The 18,753-nt window shown below is 66.7% G+C and carries 16 protein-coding genes and 1 pseudogene; 13 read left to right on the forward strand and 4 right to left on the reverse strand.

Annotated elements, in window-relative coordinates; all coding sequences use genetic code 11:
• Nucleotides 1–71 precede the first annotated feature (71 nt).
• Entirely contained in the window at nucleotides 72–371 is a 300-nt protein-coding gene (locus tag UB43_RS09320) for a YciI family protein (RefSeq protein ID WP_045210143.1), read from the reverse strand.
• A 1-nt stretch (nucleotide 372) separates the two neighbouring features.
• Nucleotides 373–966 (reverse strand): septation protein A, encoded by a 594-nt coding sequence (locus UB43_RS09325; protein WP_045210144.1) that lies wholly within the window; start codon nucleotides 964–966, stop codon nucleotides 373–375.
• A 200-nt stretch (nucleotides 967–1,166) separates the two neighbouring features.
• Between UB43_RS09325 and UB43_RS09330 the strand changes: the two genes are divergently transcribed.
• From UB43_RS09330 to bglX, 6 genes and pseudogenes are all read left to right on the forward strand, one after another.
• Nucleotides 1,167–2,042 (forward strand): PHP domain-containing protein, encoded by an 876-nt coding sequence (locus UB43_RS09330; protein WP_045210145.1) that lies wholly within the window; start codon nucleotides 1,167–1,169, stop codon nucleotides 2,040–2,042.
• Nucleotides 2,039–2,668 carry an L-threonylcarbamoyladenylate synthase gene (locus UB43_RS09335; protein ID WP_045210146.1) on the forward strand — a complete coding sequence of 210 codons (630 nt, stop codon included), beginning with the start codon at nucleotides 2,039–2,041 and terminating at the stop codon, nucleotides 2,666–2,668. Before UB43_RS09330 ends, UB43_RS09335 begins: the two co-directional genes overlap by 4 nt.
• Nucleotides 2,669–2,729: 61 nt before the next feature.
• Nucleotides 2,730–3,944 carry a tryptophan--tRNA ligase gene (locus UB43_RS09340; protein WP_045210150.1) on the forward strand — a complete coding sequence of 405 codons (1,215 nt, stop codon included), beginning with the start codon at nucleotides 2,730–2,732 and terminating at the stop codon, nucleotides 3,942–3,944.
• 379 nt (nucleotides 3,945–4,323) lie between these two features.
• Nucleotides 4,324–5,082 (forward strand): annotated as a pseudogene (locus UB43_RS09345) (ScpA family protein); the annotation flags it as partial.
• 219 nt (nucleotides 5,083–5,301) lie between these two features.
• Nucleotides 5,302–6,339, forward strand: coding sequence for an SMC-Scp complex subunit ScpB (scpB, locus tag UB43_RS09350; protein ID WP_045210152.1), 1,038 nt, complete (start codon nucleotides 5,302–5,304; stop codon nucleotides 6,337–6,339).
• Between the two features lie 217 nt (nucleotides 6,340–6,556).
• Nucleotides 6,557–8,854 (forward strand): beta-glucosidase BglX, encoded by a 2,298-nt coding sequence (gene bglX / locus UB43_RS09355; RefSeq protein WP_256205131.1) that lies wholly within the window; start codon nucleotides 6,557–6,559, stop codon nucleotides 8,852–8,854.
• Between the two features lie 61 nt (nucleotides 8,855–8,915).
• Here the strand turns inward: bglX and UB43_RS09360 are convergent, their stop codons facing one another.
• A complete protein-coding gene (locus UB43_RS09360) occupies nucleotides 8,916–9,695 on the reverse strand; it encodes a hypothetical protein (protein ID WP_045210153.1) in 780 nt (259 codons plus the stop codon).
• A 175-nt stretch (nucleotides 9,696–9,870) separates the two neighbouring features.
• Between UB43_RS09360 and UB43_RS09365 the strand changes: the two genes are divergently transcribed.
• On the forward strand, nucleotides 9,871–10,053 hold the full coding sequence (locus UB43_RS09365) for a DUF1289 domain-containing protein (protein WP_024766417.1): 183 nt from the start codon (nucleotides 9,871–9,873) through the stop codon (nucleotides 10,051–10,053).
• Between the two features lie 86 nt (nucleotides 10,054–10,139).
• Here the strand turns inward: UB43_RS09365 and gap are convergent, their stop codons facing one another.
• Nucleotides 10,140–11,144: a type I glyceraldehyde-3-phosphate dehydrogenase gene (gene gap, locus UB43_RS09370; RefSeq protein ID WP_045210155.1), complete on the reverse strand. Its 1,005-nt coding sequence runs from the start codon at nucleotides 11,142–11,144 to the stop codon at nucleotides 10,140–10,142.
• 128 nt (nucleotides 11,145–11,272) lie between these two features.
• On the opposite strand from gap, the gene edd reads away from it, so the two are divergent.
• From edd to UB43_RS09400, 6 genes are all read left to right on the forward strand, one after another.
• Nucleotides 11,273–13,099, forward strand: a complete 1,827-nt coding sequence (gene edd, locus UB43_RS09375; protein WP_045210157.1) for a phosphogluconate dehydratase — start codon at nucleotides 11,273–11,275, stop codon at nucleotides 13,097–13,099.
• Between the two features lie 123 nt (nucleotides 13,100–13,222).
• The gene (locus UB43_RS09380; RefSeq protein WP_045210158.1) at nucleotides 13,223–14,221 is read left to right on the forward strand and encodes a glucokinase; all 999 of its coding nucleotides are present in this window, start codon (nucleotides 13,223–13,225) and stop codon (nucleotides 14,219–14,221) included.
• A 44-nt stretch (nucleotides 14,222–14,265) separates the two neighbouring features.
• A complete protein-coding gene (locus tag UB43_RS09385; protein WP_045210159.1) occupies nucleotides 14,266–15,000 on the forward strand; it encodes a response regulator in 735 nt (244 codons plus the stop codon).
• A gap of 19 nt (nucleotides 15,001–15,019) precedes the next feature.
• On the forward strand, nucleotides 15,020–16,441 hold the full coding sequence (locus UB43_RS09390; RefSeq protein WP_156160385.1) for an ATP-binding protein: 1,422 nt from the start codon (nucleotides 15,020–15,022) through the stop codon (nucleotides 16,439–16,441).
• A 249-nt stretch (nucleotides 16,442–16,690) separates the two neighbouring features.
• Nucleotides 16,691–17,056, forward strand: a complete 366-nt coding sequence (locus UB43_RS09395) for an endonuclease domain-containing protein (protein ID WP_045210162.1) — start codon at nucleotides 16,691–16,693, stop codon at nucleotides 17,054–17,056.
• Nucleotides 17,057–17,418: 362 nt separating this feature from the next.
• Complete coding sequence (locus UB43_RS09400) at nucleotides 17,419–18,681, forward strand: ABC transporter substrate-binding protein (protein WP_045210163.1); 1,263 nt, start codon at nucleotides 17,419–17,421, stop codon at nucleotides 18,679–18,681.
• Nucleotides 18,682–18,753 lie beyond the last annotated feature (72 nt).

Raw genomic sequence — 18,753 nt, forward strand, 5'->3', positions numbered from 1 at the left:
GCCATCCCGGCGCTGTCCGGCTGCGATGCCCCGTGGCGCTCCGTGCCTCGGGGTGCAACGCTCGCGCGCTGTTAGGGCAGGACTTTCTTGAACGGCTTGACCACGACGTCGGCGTAGACGCCGGCGGCGCGGTACGGGTCGGCGTCGGCCCAGGCCTGTGCGGCGGCCAGGGAGTCGAACTCGGCGACGATCAGGCTGCCGGTGAAGCCGGCGGCGCCCGGGTCGTTGCTGTCGATGGCCGGGTGCGGGCCGGCCAGTACCAGGCGGCCTTCTTCCTTCAGCTGCTCCAGGCGTGCGATGTGCGCGGGACGGGCGGCCAGGCGGCGTTCTTGGGAGGCGGTGATATCACGGGCAATGATCGCGTAGAGCATGTCAGTCCTTGGGTTTTTCGCCGGTAGGCTCATCGTGCATGTGGCGGGCCAGGAACACGCCCTGGCCGATCAGGAACAGCAGGGTCATGCCCAGGCTGCCGAACACCTTGAAGTCCACCCAGTAGTCCTGGAAGGTGAAGGCGACGAACAGCTGGACGCAACCGCAGATCAGGAAGAACAGCACCCAGGCGACGTTCAGTTTCGCCCAGAGGGAATCGGTCAGGTGCACCGCATGGCCCATGATGCGCTGGATCAGCGGCTGGCCGCCAATGAAGTGACTGCCGGCGAAAGCCAGGGCGAAGAGCCAGTTCACCACCGGCGCCTTCCACTTGAGGAAGGTTTCGCTGTGGAAGGCCAGGGTCATGCCGCCGAACACCAGGCAGGCGGCGAGCGTCACCCACTGGCCCTTGTCCAGCTTGCGCTGCTTGATCAGCAGGGCGCCGTAGACCACCACGGAGGCGGCGATCAGCACGGCCGTGGCGCTGTAGATCCCGCCGACCGAGACGTTCTGGCCGGCGAGTTCGACGTTGCGCGGGTCGAGCTTGTAGACGATGAAGAAGAGGATGAGGGGAATGAAATCGATGAATTGCTTCATTACGGCAGCCAGAGCCCAGTAGAGCCGGCATAATACCAACCTGCGGATGAACTGAAAGAGCCATCCGCCCAACGCTGCGTCAGATCATGGTTTCAATCCATTGCCGCGGGAGCGTTGGCACAGAAGCGTCTATACAGAAAGTTATCCCGACAGAAATCCATTCCGACACCAAGCCACCCCCTGCATTCCCTGGAAGCCCCATGCGAGTCGATCTGCACTGCCACAGCACCGCGTCCGACGGACAGCTAAGCCCGACGGCCCTGGTCGAGCGTGCCCATGGGCGCGGCGTGCGCGTGCTGGCGCTGACCGACCACGACACCCTCGATGGCCTGCCCGAGGCGCGCCGCGCCGCGCAGGCGCTGGGCATGGAACTGGTGGACGGCGTCGAGGTGTCCTGCACCTGGGGCGGGGCGACCATTCACGTGCTGGGTTACGGCTTCGATGTGACGGCCGAGCCGCTGGTGAAGGCGCTGGACGACCTGCACCGTGCCCGCTGGACCCGCGCCGAGGAAATCGGCCGGCGCCTGGAAGCCAAGGGCATGCCCGGCGCCTTCGAGGGGGCGCGGGCGATCCAGGCCGAACTGGGCGACAGCGAGAACGCCCCGGCGCGCCCGCACTTCGCCGAGTTCCTGCTGCGCCAGGGCCATGTCAAGGACCGCGCCGAGGCCTTCCGCAAGTGGCTGGGCGCCGGCAAGCTGGGCGACGTCAAGCAGCACTGGCCGAGCCTCGCCGACGCCGTCGGCACGCTGCGCGCGGCGGGCGCCTGGATCAGCCTGGCGCATCCCTACCAGTACGACTTCACCCGCACCAAGCGGCGCAAGCTGGTGGCCGACTTCATCGCCGCCGGCGGCCATGCGCTGGAGGTCTGCAACGGCCCGCAGCCGGCCGAGCAGGTCGGCGTGCTGAGCATCCTCGCCCGCGAATTCGGCCTGATGGTCACTGCCGGCAGTGACTTCCACGGCCCCAGCGACTGGTCGGAGCTGGGCCTTTACCGGAGCGTGCCGGAAGACTTGGCGCCGCTCTGGCCGCGCTTCGCCAGCGCCGAGAACGCCATCGGGATCAAGGAGACTCCATGAGCCAGTTCTTTCAGATCCATCCGGAAAATCCCCAGGCGCGCCTGATCAAGCAGGCGGTGGAGATCGTCCGCCAGGGTGGGGTGATCGCCTATCCCACCGACTCGTCGTATGCGCTGGGTTGCCGCATCGGCGAGAAGTCCGCGGTGGAGCGCATCCGCCACATCCGCCGGCTGGACGACAAGCACAACTTCACCCTGGTCTGTCGTGATCTGTCGGAGCTTGGCCTCTATGCCAAGGTCGACACCGGCCTGTTCCGCCTGCTCAAGGCGCACACGCCTGGCCCCTACACCTTCATCCTCAATGCCACCCGCGAAGTGCCGCGCATGCTGCTGCATCCCAAGCGCCGCACCATCGGTCTGCGCGTGCCAGCCTGCCCGATCGCCCTGGCGCTGCTGGAGGAACTGGGTGAACCGCTGATGAGCGTCAGCCTGATCCTGCCCGGCCAGAGCGAGCCGCTGAATGATCCGTACGAGATGCGCGATTCGCTGGAGCACCTGGTCGACCTGATCATCGACGGTGGTTTCGGCGGCGGCGAGGCCTCCACCGTGATCGCCCTGACCGACGAGGACCCGGTGGTCGTGCGCGTCGGCTGCGGCGACCCGGAGCCCTTCATGGTCAACGCCTGAACACGCCCGGCGTGCTGGCTATACTCCCTCGTCCCATCGCCGAACCCGCGAGGTTGACCGCTTGACCAGCGTCGAATCCCTGCGCCGTGTGCTGTCCGGCATGCGCCCCACCGGGCGCCTGCACCTGGGGCATTACCACGGTGTGCTGCAGAGCTGGGTGAAACTGCAGCACGAGTACGAATGCTACTTCTCCATCGTCGACTGGCATGCGCTGACCACCGAGTACGACGAGACCGCCAGTATCCGCCAGCACGTGCGCGACATGGCCATCGACTGGCTGGCGGTGGGCGTCAGCCCCAGCGCGGCGACGCTGTTCATCCAGTCCCAGGTGCCTGAGCACGCCGAGTTGCACCTGCTGCTGTCGATGATCTGCCCGCTGTCCTGGCTGGAGCGCGTGCCGACCTACAAGGAACTGCAGGAAAAGCTGGTCCACAAGGACCTTTCCACCTTCGGCTTCCTCGGCTACCCGCTGCTGCAGGCCGCGGACATCCTGATCTACCGCGCGGGCCTGGTGCCGGTGGGGTCGGATCAGTTCGCCCACGTCGAATTCACTCGCGAGATCGCCCGCCGCTTCAATCACCTGTACGGCGGCGAGGTGGACTTCGAGGACCGCGCCCAGACCGCCATCGCCCGCCTGGGCAAGAAGACCGGCAAGCTCTACAGCAGCCTGCGCCGCGCCTGGCAGGAGCAGGGCGACGCCGAGGCGCTGGAGACCGCCCGTGCGCTGCTCATGGAGCAGCAGAGCCTGACCCTGGGCGACCGCGACCGGCTGTTCGGCTACCTCGAAGGCAGCAGCCGCGTGCTGCTGCCCGAGCCGCAGACCCTCACCAGCCACGCGCCGAAGATGCCCGGGCTGGACGGGCATAAGATGTCCAAGTCGCACCACAACACCATTGCCCTGCGCGACAGCCCGGCGGTGATCGAGGAGAAGATCGCGCGCATGCCCACCGACCCGGCGCGCGTGCACCGCCGCGATCCGGGCGATCCGGAGCGTTGCCCGGTGTGGCAGTGGCACCTGATCTACTCCGACGACGGTTGCCGCCAGTGGGTGCAGGAAGGTTGCCGCAGCGCCGGGATCGGCTGCCTGGACTGCAAGCGGCCGGTGATCGAATCGATCCTCCACGAACTGGCGCCGATCCAGGAGCGCGCGCTGGACTACGAGGACAACCCCGAGTTGGTGCGCAGCATCCTCGCCGAAGGCGCCGAACGCGCTCGCGAGGCCGCGCGCGAGACGCTGGTGGAGGTGCGGCATGCCATGGGGCTGTCTTACCGATAGGCAGCGCTGTTTGCTTCTTGTAGGAGCGAGCTTGCTCGCGAACCCAGCTCCGCAGCGAGGCTTTGGTTCGCGAGCAAGCTCGCTCCTACAGTAATGCCAGGGCGGCATCGCGCCGGAAGCCAATCGCGGACGGAGTCCGCTCCTACCCACAGGCATGCCGCGTGCGAAGCAAATCCGCCAAATGCCCCTCGCGCCGCCGGCAAAAGCAGGGATAATGCCGCCTTCGAACCCTGCGCCTGACGAGTGGCCGATGAGTGACCTGACCGAGCCGGAAGCCCCCGCCGCCGCCCCTGAATACCAGGTGCCGGTGCAGCTGGCGCTCGTCTACGGCGAGGCCCTGACGGAGATGCCGCAGGACCTGTACATCCCGCCGGACGCCCTGGAGGTCTTCCTCGAAGCCTTCGAGGGTCCGCTCGACCTGCTGCTCTACCTGATCCGCAAGCAGAACATCAACATCCTCGACATCCCCGTGGCGGAGATCACCCGCCAGTACATGGGCTACGTCGAGCTGATGAAGTCGGTGCGCCTGGAACTGGCCGCCGAGTACCTGGTGATGGCCGCCATGCTCGCCGAGATCAAGTCGCGCATGCTGCTGCCGCGCTCGGCCGAGGCCGAGGAAGAAGAGGACGACCCGCGCGCCGAGCTGATCCGCCGCCTGCAGGAGTACGAGCGCTTCAAGAAGGCCGCCGAGGACCTCGACGACCTGCCGCGCCTGGGCCGCGACTACGTGGTGCCGACCATCGCCGCGCCGGATGCGCGGGCGCGCCGGCTGTTGCCGGAAGTGGACATGCAGGAACTGATGCTGTGCATGGCCGAGGTGCTGCGCCGCGCCGACCTGTTCGAAAGCCACCAGGTCACCCGCGAAATGCTCTCCACACGCGAGCGCATGAGCGAGATCCTCGAGCGCCTGAAGGGCGAGGGTTTCGTCCCCTTCATCACGCTGTTCCGTGTCGAGGAAGGCAAGCTGGGCGTGGTGGTGACCTTCATGGCGGTGCTGGAGCTGGTGAAGGAGCAACTGGTGGAGCTGGTACAGAACGAAGCCTTCGCGCCTATCCACGTCCGCGCCCGCACGGAAGTGCAGGAAGGCGCCGCGCGCTTCGGGGAAACGTCGGAAGACGTCCTGGAAGAGGGCGACGAAGCTGTTTTCGAGCCGTGCGAAGAGCCGCCGGCCGAGCTGACCTTCGAGGACGGCCACTTCGACGGCGCGGAAGACGAGTCGGCGCTCGATCAGGCGCTGGGCGGCGAGCCGGAGGACGATCTGCTCTGATCAGCCAGCGTTGCCCTGGCGCTGCGCTTTGAGTAGCTTTCCCGCCTGAACGGCGAAACCTTCCTATTCCGACCCTGACCCGAGCCCCCGATGAATCTCTCCGACCCGCAAGAACTGGCGACCCTGCTCGAAGGCATCCTCCTGGCTGCCGGCAAGCCCATGTCGCTGGAGCGCCTCGGCGAGCTGTTCGAGGAGGCCGAGCGCCCCGAGCCGCAGCAGTTCCGCGATGCGCTGGCGGTGCTGAGCCTGTCCTGCTCCGGGCGGGCCTTCGAACTGAAGGAAGTCGCCACCGGCTACCGCCTGCAGGTGCGCGAGAAGTTCGCCTCCTGGGTCGGCCGGCTCTGGGAAGAGCGCCCGCAGCGCTATTCCCGTGCGCTGCTGGAGACCCTGGCGCTGATCGCCTACCGCCAGCCGATTACCCGGGGCGAGATCGAGGAAATCCGTGGCGTCGCGGTGAACACCCAGATCGTCAAGACGCTGATGGAGCGCGAGTGGATCCGCATCGTCGGCTACCGCGAAGTCCCCGGCCGCCCGGCGATGCTTGCCACCACCCGCACCTTCCTCGACTACTTCAACCTCAAGAGCCTGGAAGACCTGCCGCCGCTGGCCGAGCTCAAACTGATGGAGCCCGAGCCGCAGCCGATCCTCGAGGACATGGCACCGGTGGCCAGCTTGCCGAGCCCCGAGGAGTACGACGAGGATTACGTCCCGCCGTCCCTGCAAGCCCTGGCCGACCAGGCCGTGCGCGATGCCGGCGAGGAGCCGGAGCCCGCGCCGCCAGAGGAGCCGAAGGAGGAAACCAGCTTCCGCAGCCTGCTGGCCGAGCTGGACGAGATGGAACAGGGGCTGAAGACCGACTTCGACGACCTGGTCGACCGCCCGCCGAGCGACGACGAGGACACTGGCGTGGAGGCCGACTTCAGTGGCGTTCATGCGCTGCCGGAGGTCGAAGCCCAAGCGCCTGGCCAACCCGAAACGCAAGGCCAGCCCGCCGTGGCAGCCGAGCCCGAAGCGCCCGCGCCACTGCCGGCCCCCGAGCCGGCGGAGGACGAATGGGATGAAGAGCGGGCCCTGCGCGAAGCCATGCTTGAGGAAATGGAGTTCAACGCGCGCAATCGCGACCATTGAGCCCGGCTTTTGGCGTATCTGGCCGAGGCTTTCCAGCCGTTCGGTGATTGACTTCCGCCCTCGGCGCGACGACCTTATGTGCCGCGTTCGCAAGGCGCTGGCGGCAACACCCGGGGATGCCGCCCGCTCGACCGCCCTGACGACGTCTCTCGACAACAATCCACAGTGGCCTGGCGCCTCGCGCAGGCTGCTGAGTACCCATATGAAAAGAACTCCAATCAGCCGTATCTGCTGGCTCGGCCTCCTGCTGGGCCTGAGCAGCGCTTCGCTTTCCGCCGCCCAGGCGCCTGCCGCCGCAGCCGCCGTGCCGCTGGCCGGCCAGTCCAAGGAAGCCTTCCTCGACAGCCTGATGCAGCGCATGACGCTGGAAGAGAAGATCGGCCAGCTGCGCCTGGTCAGCGTCGGGCCGGACCATCCCAAGCCGGTACTGCTGAAGGAAATCGCCGAGGGCACCACCGGCGCGGTGTTCAATACCGTGGTGCGTCCGGGCATCCGCGACCTGCAGGACGCGGCCATGAAGAGCCGCCTGAAGATCCCGCTGTTCTTCGCCTACGACGTGGTCCATGGCCACCGCACCGTGTTCCCCATCGGCCTGGGCCTGGCGGCGAGCTGGGACCTGGCCGCCATCGAGCGCAGCGCCCGCGTCTCGGCCATCGAGGCCAGTGCCGACGGCCTCAACCTGACCTATTCGCCCACCGTCGACATCGCCCGCGATCCGCGCTGGGGCCGTGTCTCCGAAGGCTTCGGCGAAGACGCCTGGCTGACCAGCAAGGTCGCCGCCGCGGTGGTCAAGGGCTACCAGGGCAAGGGCCTGAACCAGCCGGAAACCATCATGGCCGGGGTCAAGCACTTCGCCCTGTACGGCGCCGGCGAAGGCGGCCGCGACTACAACACCGTGGACATGAGCCCGCAGCGCATGTTCCAGGACTACCTGCCGCCGTACCGCGCGGCCATCGACGCCGGCGCCGGCGCGGTGATGGTCTCGCTCAACAGCATCAACGGCGTGCCGGCCACCGCCAACAAGTGGCTGCTGCAAGACCTGCTGCGCGGACAGTGGGGCTACAAGGGCCTGACCCTGAGCGACCACGGCGCGGTGCTGGAGCTGATCAAGCACGGCGTGGCCGCTACCGAACGCGACGCCACCCAGGCAGCGATCAACGCCGGCGTCGAAATGAACATGAACGACGACCTGTACGGCAAGCACATGCCCGAGCTGCTCAAGGCCGGGCTGATCAGCCAGGACGAGATCGACCGCGCCTGCCGCGACGTGCTCGCCGCCAAGTGGGACATGGGCCTGTTCCAGGACCCGTACCGCTACCTGCAGGGCAAGGACCCGGTGGATACCGACGCCGAAGAACGCCTGCACCGCGCCGACGCCCGCGAGATCGCGCGCAAGGGCATGGTCCTGCTGAAGAACGAGGGTGGCGTGCTGCCGCTCAAGCGTGACGGCGTGATCGCCCTGATCGGCCCGCTGGCCGACAGCAAGCGCGACGTGATGGGCAGCTGGTCCGCCGCCGGCAAGGCTTTCCAGGCCGTGACCGTGCTCGAAGGCATGGGCACCGCCACCCGTGGCCACGCCGCGCTGCTCTACGCCAAGGGCGCCAACGTCACCGACGATCCGGAGATCGTCAAATACCTCAACGAGTACAGCGAGGACGTGAAGGTCGATCCGCGCAGCCCGAAGGCCATGATCGACGAAGCCGTCGAGAAGGCGAAGCAGGCTGACGTGGTGGTGGCCGTGGTCGGCGAATCCCAGGGCATGGCCCACGAGGCGTCGAGCAAGACCAACCTGCACATCGCGCAGAGCCAGATCGAGCTGCTCAAGGCCCTCAAGGCCACCGGCAAGCCGCTGGTGCTGGTGCTGATGAACGGCCGGCCGATGGACCTGCGCTGGGAAAGCGCCAACGCCGACGCCGTGCTGGAAACCTGGTTCAGCGGCACCGAGGGCGGCAACGCCATCGCCGACGTGCTGTTCGGCGACTACAACCCCTCGGGCAAGCTGACCATGACCTTCCCGCGCTCGGTGGGCCAGGTGCCGATCTACTACAACCACCTGAACACCGGCCGCCCGTTCGACCACGAGCACCCGAACAAGTACACCTCGCGCTACTTCGACTCGGAGAACGGCCCGCTGTACCCGTTCGGCTATGGCCTGAGCTACACCGACTTCAGCGTCTCGGACGTGAAGCTGTCGGGCAGCAAGCTGAAGAAGGGCGACCAGCTGACCGCCAGCGTGACCGTGAAGAACACCGGCAAGGTCGCCGGTGAGACCACCGTGCAGCTCTACCTGCGCGACGTCGCCGCGTCCATCAGCCGCCCGGTCAAGGAGCTCAAGGGCTTCAGCAAGATCCTGCTGCAGCCGGGCGAGTCGAAGGTGGTGCAGTTCCCGATTCGCGAGGAAGACCTGCGCTTCTACGACAGCCAGCTGCGTTACGCCTCGGAGCCGGGCGAGTTCAAGGTCTACGTCGGCCTGGATTCGGACAACGTGAAGGAGCAGAGCTTCACCCTGCTCTAAGCGTAAACCGCTGCTGCAGACGAAAACGCCACGGCTGGTTCAGCCGTGGCGTTTTTCTTTGTCAGGCGGCTTTGGCTGTCCTGCGGGAGCGGAACCCGATCAGCCAGCGCACCGCGCCTTGCACCAGCACGGCCAGCAGCGCTGCCTCGGCAAAGCTGGGCAGGGTGTCGTTGTCCGGCAGGCGCAACGCCAGCCACAGGCAGAACGCCGCGAAGGCCGGGCGCCCGGTGACCATGCCGCGCAGCAGGGCGATGACGAAGCCTGCGCCATGCAGGCGTTGCGACGACACGCAGAGCACGATGGAGAGCAGCGGGAACACCGCCAGCAGGCCGCTCCAGCTCGGCCCGGCCCAGCCGGCGAGGGCGGTGACGGCCAGGGTCAGCAACGCACCGGCGAGCATGCGCAGGCCCAGTTCGAAGCGGCCAAGCGCGGCGACGCTGCCCGGCTGCTCGGCGCGGGGCATGAACAGCTGACTGGTCAGTGCGCCCAGTGCTGCGGCGATCAGCGCCCAGGCGGGCATGGTGGGGAGTTGCGTCAAGGCCCAGGCCGCGACCAGCCAGGCGAGCATCGCGCCGCTCAGGGCCAGTGGCCAACGTTGCTTGCGGCACAACCAGGCGTAGGCGAAGTTGAAGGCTTCCGAAGCGAAGATCGCCGCCAGCGCCAGCAGCGCGGCCTGGGCGCCGAAGTCGCGTCCGTGCTCCACGGTGATCAGGTAGAGGATGGGGCCGGCGATGGCGGGCAGGGCGGCCAGGCAGCCGGCAACGGTCGGCCCCCACCAGCGCCCGGAGAGCGAGACCAGCAGCAGGAACAGCGGAACCAGGGTGAGCTTGAGGGCGAGCATGGGCGAGGCCGCAAGGGGGGAGGGCGGATTCTAGCAAGGCGCGTAGCCTTCGATTGCCCGCTTCGATAACCCGCGTCGATGGCGCCGATGGGGAAATCGAGTTGGACCTTGGCGCCGCGCGGGTGTCCATTGTGCAGGCCCACTGACGTTCACCCATCGAGTCGAGAGGAAGTCCGTGAAGAGTCCGTGCATCAAGGTCTGCGAGTTCGAAGAGGGCATCTGCCTGGGTTGTGGCCGCAGTCGTGAGGAAATCAAGGCGTGGAAGCGTGTCGATCATCTCGGCCAGGAAGCGATCCGGGCCGAGGCCGACATGCGCCTGCTGGTGCTGGAGGCGCAGGGGAAGCGGCTGTATCGCTGATTGAAAGGCTGTTCGCGAGCAAGCTCGCTCCTGCGAAGAGCCTGCACTCCAGACCTGTAGGAGCGAGCTTGCTCGCGAACCTCGCATCACCCCCGCGCCAGATACATCACCCGCGCCGTATCCAGCATCCGGTTGGAAAACCCCCACTCGTTGTCGTACCAGGCCATCACCTTCACCAGCCGCCCATTCACCCGTGTGTGGCTGGCATCGAAGATGGCCGAGCGAGGATCGTGGTTGAAGTCCACCGAGACCAGCGGCAGGCGGTTGAAGCCGAGGATCGGCGAAAGCTCGCTGGCTCGTTCCATCAGTTCGTTGATTTCCTGCGCGCTGGTATCGCGGCCGACCTCCACCGTGAGGTCCACCAGCGACACATTGATCACCGGCACTCGCACCGCCAGCCCGGTCAGCTTGCCGGCCAGTTCCGGCAAGACCAGGCCCACCGCTTCGGCGGCGCCGGTCCTGGTCGGGATCAACGACTGGGTCGCCGAGCGCGCCCGGTACGGGTCGCTGTGGTACACGTCGGAGAGACTCTGGTCGTTGGTATAGGCGTGGATGGTGGTCATCAGGCCGCGCTCGATGCCCAGCTCGCGGTGCAGCACCTGGGCCACCGGCGCCAGGCAGTTGGTGGTGCAGGAGGCGTTGGAGACGATGCGGTGCACCCCGCGCAGGATGTCTTCGTTGACACCGAACACCACCGTGGCGTCCACATCCTGGCCGGGCGCGGAGATCAGCACCTGGCGCGCGCCGGCCTGCAGGTGCGCGGAGGCCTTGTCACGGGAGGTGAAGAGGCCGGTGCACTCCAGCACGATATCCACCCCCAGGGCTTTCCACGGCAACTCTGCCGGATTGCGGATCGCCGTGACGGCGATGCGGTCGCCCTCTACCCTGAGGCTTTCGGCGTCGTGCTCGACGTGGCCGGCGAAGCGCCCATGCACACTGTCGTACTGGAACAGATGGGCGTTGATCGCGGCGTCGCCCAGATCGTTGATCGCCACCACTTGCAGGTGCTGGCGATAGGGGCCCGAGTAGAGCGCGCGGAGTACGTTCCGACCGATGCGGCCAAATCCATTGATTGCCAGGCGTATAGTCATGAAGGTCGTCTCTTTTCTTTTGTTGTGGTAAAAACCATTAAATTTCGCCGTCGATGAAAAGTAAACGCCTAGTAATCGATGATTATGTTGTAAAAACAACAACCGATAGTCTGTAGGAGAATGCTGCCATGCACCCCCGTGTGCTTGAAGTCACCCAGCGTATCCAGGCCCGCAGCGCGGCCACGCGACAGCGCTACCTCGACCTGGTCAAGGCAGCCGCCACCAAGGGCCCGCACCGCGGCACGCTGCCCTGCGGCAACCTCGCCCACGGTGTTGCGGCCTGTGGTGATTCCGACAAACAGGCGCTGCGGCTGATGAACCAGGCCAACGTCGCCATCGTCTCCGCCTACAACGACATGCTCTCCGCGCACCAGCCGCTGGAACGCTTCCCGGAGCTGATCAAGGACGCCCTGCGGCAGATCGGTTCGGTCGGCCAGTTCGCCGGCGGCGTGCCGGCCATGTGTGACGGCGTGACCCAGGGCGAGCCTGGGATGGAACTGTCCCTGGCCAGCCGCGACGTGATCGCCATGGGCACCGCCATTGCGCTGTCGCACAACATGTTCGACGCCGCGCTGTGCCTGGGCGTGTGCGACAAGATCGTCCCCGGCCTGCTGATCGGCTCGCTGCGCTTCGGCCACCTGCCGGTGGTGTTCGTGCCCGCCGGCCCCATGCCTACCGGCATCTCCAACAAAGAGAAGGCCGCAGTGCGCCAGCTGTTCGCCGAAGGCAAGGCCACCCGCGAGGAGCTGCTGGCCTCGGAGATGGCCTCCTACCACGCGCCGGGCACCTGCACCTTCTATGGCACCGCCAACACCAACCAGTTGCTGGTGGAAGTGATGGGCCTGCACCTGCCGGGCGCTTCCTTCGTCAACCCGAACACCCCGCTGCGCGACGAGCTGACCCGCGAAGCCGCTCGCCAGGCCGCGCGCCTGACCCCGGAGAACGGCCAGTTCGTGCCCATGGCGGAGATCGTCGACGAGAAGGCCATGGTCAACTCGGTGGTGGCGCTGCTGGCCACTGGCGGCTCGACCAACCACACCCTGCACCTGCTGGCCATCGCCCAGGCGGCCGGCATCCAGCTGACCTGGCAGGACATGGCCGACCTCTCCGAAGTCGTGCCGATGCTGGCGCGCATCTATCCCAACGGCCAGGCCGATATCAACCACTTCCAGGCGGCGGGCGGCATGTCCTTCCTGATCCGCCAGCTGCTCGACGGCGGCCTGCTGCATGAAGACGTGCAGACCGTGGTCGGCAAGGGCCTGCGTCGCTACATCCAGGAGCCCTTCCTCGATGGCGGCAAGCTGGTCTGGCGCGAAGGTCCGGCGGCGAGCCTGGACGAGAACATCCTGCGCCCCATCGACAAGCCGTTCTCGCCCGAGGGCGGCCTGCGCCTGATGGAGGGCAACCTCGGCCGCGGTGTGATGAAGGTCTCCGCCGTGGCACTGGAGCACCAGATCGTCGAAGCCCCGGTGCGCATCTTCCACGACCAGTCGAGCCTGGCCGCCGCCTTCAAGGCCGGCGAGCTGGAGCGCGACCTGGTGGCCGTGGTGCGCTTCCAGGGCCCGCGCGCCAATGGCATGCCGGAGCTGCACAAGCTCACGCCGTTCCTCGGCGTGCTGCAGGACCGTGGCTTCAAGGTGGCGCTGGTCACCGATGGGCGCATGTCCGGCGCCTCCGGCAAGGTGCCGGCGGCGATCCACGTCTCTCCGGAGGCACTCAACGGCGGCCCGCTGGCCAAGCTGCGCGACGGCGACGTGGTGCGCGTCGACGGCACCACCGGCGAACTGCGCGTGCTGGTGGACGCGGCGGAATGGGAAGCCCGTCCGCTCGTGGAAACCCCGGTCATTGATAACCTCGGCATGGGCCGCGAGCTGTTCGCCTTCATGCGCAATGCCTTCAGCCCGGCGGAGCAGGGCGCCTGCAGCTTCACGGCCGAACTGAACGGCCCGAGCTGAGCGGCGCCGCACTCCCGTGTGACGTGATTGCCTGTCCGTCGCACGGGGCGTTCCCGGCGCTGGCCTATGCTGGCATGATCCCGCGCCGCACCCTTTCACCCAACTTCCAGGCCCGAGCCCGCAATGAATTCCAACAACGCTCAGACTGCCTCGAACGGTTTCGCCCTGGTCGGCGACATCGGTGGCACCAATGCCCGCTTCGCCCTGTGGCGCGGTGAAGTCCTTGAGTCCATCGAGGTCCTGGCCTGCGCCGATTATCCGCGCCCCGAAGATGCCGTGCGTGACTACCTGCAGCGTATCGGCCAGCCGCTGTCGGCCATCGACAACGTCTGCCTGGCCTGCGCCGGGCCGGTCGGGGCGGGCGACTTCAAGTTCACCAATAACCACTGGGTGATTCGCCGTGATGCCTTCCGCGCCGAGCTGGGCCTGAGCCACCTGCTGCTGGTGAATGACTTCAGCACCATGGCCTGGGCAGCTTCGCGACTGTCGGAAGAGCATCTGGTACAGGTGCGTCCGGGCAAGGCGCTGGAGGGTCGCGCCAAGCTGATCATCGGTCCGGGCACCGGCCTGGGTGTCGGCAGCCTGATGCCGCTTCCCTTCGGCGGCTTCGAGGTCTTGCCCTGCGAAGGCGGCCACGTCGACCTGCCGGTGACCTCGGAGCGCGACTTCGCCCTCTGGCAACTGCTGCGCGAGAAGTACGGCCATGTCTCGGCCGAGCGCGTGCTCTCCGGCAGCGGCCTGGAAAACCTCTATCGCATGAGCTGCCAGCTCGATGGCGTGGAGCCGAAATGCGCCACCGCCGCCGAGATCGGCGAGCGCGCCATGGCTGGCGACGCCTACGCCGACGCGGTGCTGGAACACTTCTTCGTCTGGCTGGCGCGGGTCGCCGGCAACGCCGTGCTGACGGTCGGCGCGCTGGGGGGCGTGTACATCACCGGCGGCATCGTCCCGCGCTTCCTCGAACGCTTCCAGCGCAGCGGCTTCGCCGAGGCCTTCCGCACCCGTGGCAAGACCAGCGGGCCGTATCTCGACCCGGTGCCGGTGTGGGTCATGACGGCGGATCATCCGGGCCTGTTCGGCGCTGGTGTCGCCCTGGAACAGGCGTTGCGCAACGAAGGCTGACAGACCGCTCAACCCCTGAATAACAACAAGAAGGGACGCCCGAAGTGAACCAGCCTGCCCGATCCATCCTGCTGGTGGACGACGATCAGGAAATCCGCGAATTGCTGGATGCCTACCTCAGCCGCGCCGGCTTCCAGGTGCGCGCCGTCGCCAATGGCACGGATTTCCGCCGTGCGCTGTGCGAAGAGGAATCCGCCCTGGCGATCCTCGACGTGATGCTGCCCGACGAGGACGGTTTCAGCCTGTGCCGCTGGATTCGCTCGCACCAGCGCCACGCCTGCATGCCGGTGATCATGCTCACCGCCAGCTCCGACGAGGCCGACCGCGTGGTGGGCCTGGAACTGGGGGCCGACGACTACCTCGGCAAGCCCTTCAGCCCCCGCGAGCTGCTGGCGCGGATCAAGGCGCTGCTGCGCCGCGCGCAGTTCACCCAGGTGCGCGGCGGCGAAGTCATCGCCTTCGACGACTGGCGGCTGGATACCATCAGCCACCGGCTGTTCCATGAAGACGGCGAGGAACACTTCCTCAGTGGCGCCGACTTCGCGCTGCTCAAGCTGTTCCTCGACAACCCCCGGCAGATTCTCGACCGCGACACCATCGCCAGCGCCACCCGTGGCCGCGAGGTGATGCCGCTGGAGCGCATCGTCGACATGGCCGTGTCGCGCCTGCGCCAGCGCCTGCGCGATACCGGGAAGCCGGCGCGGTTGATCCAGACCGTGCGCGGCAGCGGTTACCTGCTGGCTGCCCAGGTTCGCCCGCACCTCGCCGGCCATGAGTGAGCGCCGCCGCTGGGCCCTGGTGCCGCGCTCGCTGCTCGGCCGCATGCTGTTGCTCACCCTGCTGGCGGTACTGCTCGCCCAGGGGCTGTCGAGCCTGTTCTGGATTTCCCACCTGCGCACCAGCCAGCGCGACGGCCTGCTCACCAGTTCGCGCAGCCTGGCCTATTCCATGGCCGCCAGCGTCAGTTACTTCCGCTCGCTGCCCATCGGCTACCGCCCGCTGGTGCTGGACCAGTTGCGCAGCATGGGCGGCACGCGCTTCTTCGTCTCGCTCAACGAGCGCCCGCTGAACCTGCGCGCGCTGCCCGACACCAGCAACAAACAGGCGGTGATCGACATCGTGCAGGACGTGCTGCACCAGAAGCTGGGCAAGGATGTCGAGCTGCAGGTGGAGTTCGTCAGCCCCGACGACCTGCGACTGTTCAACGGTGAGCTGAAACTGGAGGAACTGCCGCGTTCCTGGGCGCACTACGCGCTGACCCTGGAACCGGTGAACCCGCCGGTGCTGGTCACGCAGATCCGCATCGGCGAGAGCGAATGGCTCTACATCGCCAGCCTGATGCCGGCGCCCTACGTCACCCTGGAGCCCGAAGGCCTGCCGCCGCAGCAGATCATCTCCATCGCCTTCACCAGCCTCCTGTTATTGCTGTTCACCGGCTTGCTGGTGCACTGGCAGAGTCGCCCGCTCAAGCGCCTGGCCCGTGCTGCCCGCGACATCGCCCTGGGCGGCCAGGACCAGCCGCTGGAGGAGAACGGGGCGAGCGAACTGGTGGAAGTCTCACGGGCCTTCAACACCATGCGCGAGCGTATCGACCGCTACGTCAACGAGCGTGGCCAGTTGTTCAGCGGTATCTCCCACGACCTGCGCACACCGATCACCCGCCTGCGCCTGCGGGTCGAGCTGCTGGAGGATGAGCAGGCGCAAGAGAAATTCAGCCACGACCTCGACGAGCTGGAGCTGCTGGTGAAGGGCGCGCTGCAATGCGTGAAGGACACCGACATCCACGAGAACATCGAGCCGGTGGACCTCAATCAGCTGCTGCAGTACGTCGCCGGGCCCTACATCGCCGATGGCCGTGTCGAGGTGCTCGGCGCCGCGCTCGAGCCTTATTCGGGCAAGCCGCTGGCGCTCAAGCGCTGCATCGGCAACCTGCTGGACAACGCCTTGAAATACGGCGGCCGCGCCCAGCTGAGCATCGAGGACGATGCCAACGCGGTGGTCCTGCACGTCGACGACCAGGGGCCCGGCGTGCCGGAACAGCGCCTGGAAAAAGTCTTCGAGCCGCGCTTCCGGTTGTCCGAACGCGGCCAGGGCTACGGCCTCGGGTTGGGCATCGCGCGCAACATCGCGCATACCCACGGTGGCGAAGTCAGCCTGCAGAACCGCCGCGAGGGCGGGTTGCGGGTGACGTTGCGCTTGCCGAGGTTGGAGGTGGAGTAGGGCGTTCGCTTCTGCGGGTGACTGCGGATTGTGCGGATGTCGCGGCCCTCTCCCTAACCCTGGCTACTCGCTCCGCTCCGAAGGGAAAGGGGACTGGATCGGCGCGAGCTGTTACCTGGGAGTCCGCTTGACACCTTGGTACGAGTGGGCGCAGTAGCGTACAGGCAACTCGGAAAGCTCCCTCTCCCTTCAGGGAGAGGGCTGGGGAGAGGACTAGCCTCCAGCAGTACTCCCGCTGGAGCTCCGCCAATGTCATCCCACCTCACCCAATATTCAAAACAACTCCGCACAGACCAGACCGAAGCCGAACTCGCCCTCTGGCACCACCTGCGCGCCCACCGCTTCCTCGGCCTCAAATTCCGCCGGCAGAAAGTCATCGGCCCGTGCATCATCGATTTCATTTGTCACGAGCGCATGTTGATCATCGAGTTGGATGGTGGGCAGCATCTGGGTTCCGATGTGGATCAGAAGCGTGACGCATGGCTCAAGAACAAGGGTTTCACGGTGTTGCGGTACTGGAATCATGATGTGCTGGCGAGGATGGACTCGGTGCTGGAGGCGATACGCTTGACGCTGGAGGGGGAGCCATTTCCCTCTCCCCAACCCTCTCCCTGAAGGGAGAGGGGGCCGCTCGGAGCGAGGCGAGGCCACGGCGTCAGCCGGCTCCCCATTGATAGTTGAAAGCTGCGACGGCATCAGGCGAACTGCATACCTGGCACGGCAGAGGACAGCCCCCTCTCTCTTCATAGGGGGGACGCCTAGTCAGAGGGCGGGGGAGAGGGTAGTGGGCCGGAATTCGGTGCCCCAGGACACATTCGAAAACGCTCACCCAGTACAGCGCTTCCCATCAAGCTCAAATGTCACCGAGCGGTGACAATCAAAGATCGCTTCGTTACCCGGAGAACGGAATGCCTTGGATAGACTCGGACCATCGCAAGCGCAGACTTGCCTCCAATAACAAGAACAAGGTGCTCCCCATGAATGCGATCCGTCGCCTGTCGGCCGCCATCTGTCTTTCCTCTTTCTGTCTCTCCCCGCTGCTGGCCCACGCCGGTGAAGTCGAGGTGCTGCACTGGTGGACTTCCCCTGGCGAGAAGCGCGCCGCCGAAACCCTGAAGAAACTCGTCGAAGCCAAGGGCCACACCTGGAAGGATTTCGCCGTCGCCGGTGGCGGTGGTGAAGCGGCCATGACCGTGCTGAAGACCCGCGCCGTCTCCGGCAATCCGCCGGCCGCCGCGCAGATCAAGGGGCCGGACATCCAGGAATGGGGCGAGCTGGGGCTGCTCGCCGACCTCAACGACGTCGCCGCCGAAGGCAAGTGGGACCAACTGCTGCCGCCGCAGGTGGCGCAGATCATGAAATACAAGGGCGACTACGTGGCCGTGCCGGTCAATGTGCACCGGGTGAACTGGCTGTACATCAACCCGGAAGTCTTCAAGAAGGCCGGGGCCACGCCGCCGACTACCCTGGACGAATTCTTCGTCGCCGCCGACAAGCTCAAGGCCGCCGGCTTCACGCCGCTCGCCCATGGCAGCCAGCCGTGGCAGGACGGCACCCTGTTCGAGAACCTGGTCCTGAGCAAGATGGGCCCGGAAGGCTACCGCAAGGCCTTCGTCGAGCTGGACAAGGAAACCCTGACTGGCGCGCCGATGGCCGACGTCTTCGCCGCGCTGAAGAAGCTGCACGGTTACGTTGACGCCGACGCCGCCGGCCGCGAGTGGAACGTCGCCACCGGCATGGTGATCAACGGCAAGGCCGGCATGCAGATCATGGGCGACTGGGCCAAGAGCGAATTCACCGCCGCCGGCAAGGTGGCGGGCAAGGACTACCAGTGCCTGCCGTTCCCGGGCACGCAGAAGGCCTTCGACTACAACATCGATTCCCTGGTGATGTTCAAGCTGAGCAACGCCGAGAACCGCAAGGCCCAGGAAGACCTGGCGCGCGCGGTACTCGACCCGGCGTTCCAGAAGGACTTCAGCCTGAACAAGGGCTCGATCCCGGTGCGCCTGGACGTCGACATGACGCCGTTCGACAGCTGCGCCCAGCAGTCGATGAAGGACTTCAAGGCGGCTTCGGCCGACGGCAACCTGGTGCCGAGCATGGCCCACAGCATGGCTGCCTCCAGCTACGTGCAGGGCGCGATATTCGACGTGGTCACCAACTTCTTCAACGACCCCGCCGCCGACCCGCAGAAGGCCGCGCAGCAACTGGGCGCTGCCATCCAGGCCGCCGCGCAGTAAGGCGCTCGCCGGCCCCGTAGCGGAGCCGGCTTCTCTCCCGACAGAACGACTCCGGGCCGCCACGGCAGCCCG

This window comes from Pseudomonas sp. 21 (assembly GCF_000955805.1).
Classification (GTDB): Bacteria; Pseudomonadota; Gammaproteobacteria; order Pseudomonadales; family Pseudomonadaceae; genus Pseudomonas.

Coding starts and splice junctions, on each gene's coding strand:
- edd (WP_045210157.1), top strand. CDS start 11,273: ATGCACCCCCGTGTGCTTGAAGTCACCCAGCGTATCCAGGCCCGCAGC.
- scpB (WP_045210152.1), top strand. CDS start 5,302: ATGAATCTCTCCGACCCGCAAGAACTGGCGACCCTGCTCGAAGGCATC.
- UB43_RS09325 (WP_045210144.1), bottom strand. CDS start 966: ATGAAGCAATTCATCGATTTCATTCCCCTCATCCTCTTCTTCATCGTC.
- UB43_RS09400 (WP_045210163.1), top strand. CDS start 17,419: ATGAATGCGATCCGTCGCCTGTCGGCCGCCATCTGTCTTTCCTCTTTC.
- UB43_RS09395 (WP_045210162.1), top strand. CDS start 16,691: ATGTCATCCCACCTCACCCAATATTCAAAACAACTCCGCACAGACCAG.
- UB43_RS09320 (WP_045210143.1), bottom strand. CDS start 371: ATGCTCTACGCGATCATTGCCCGTGATATCACCGCCTCCCAAGAACGC.
- UB43_RS09330 (WP_045210145.1), top strand. CDS start 1,167: ATGCGAGTCGATCTGCACTGCCACAGCACCGCGTCCGACGGACAGCTA.
- UB43_RS09335 (WP_045210146.1), top strand. CDS start 2,039: ATGAGCCAGTTCTTTCAGATCCATCCGGAAAATCCCCAGGCGCGCCTG.
- UB43_RS09360 (WP_045210153.1), bottom strand. CDS start 9,695: ATGCTCGCCCTCAAGCTCACCCTGGTTCCGCTGTTCCTGCTGCTGGTC.
- gap (WP_045210155.1), bottom strand. CDS start 11,144: ATGACTATACGCCTGGCAATCAATGGATTTGGCCGCATCGGTCGGAAC.
- UB43_RS09380 (WP_045210158.1), top strand. CDS start 13,223: ATGAATTCCAACAACGCTCAGACTGCCTCGAACGGTTTCGCCCTGGTC.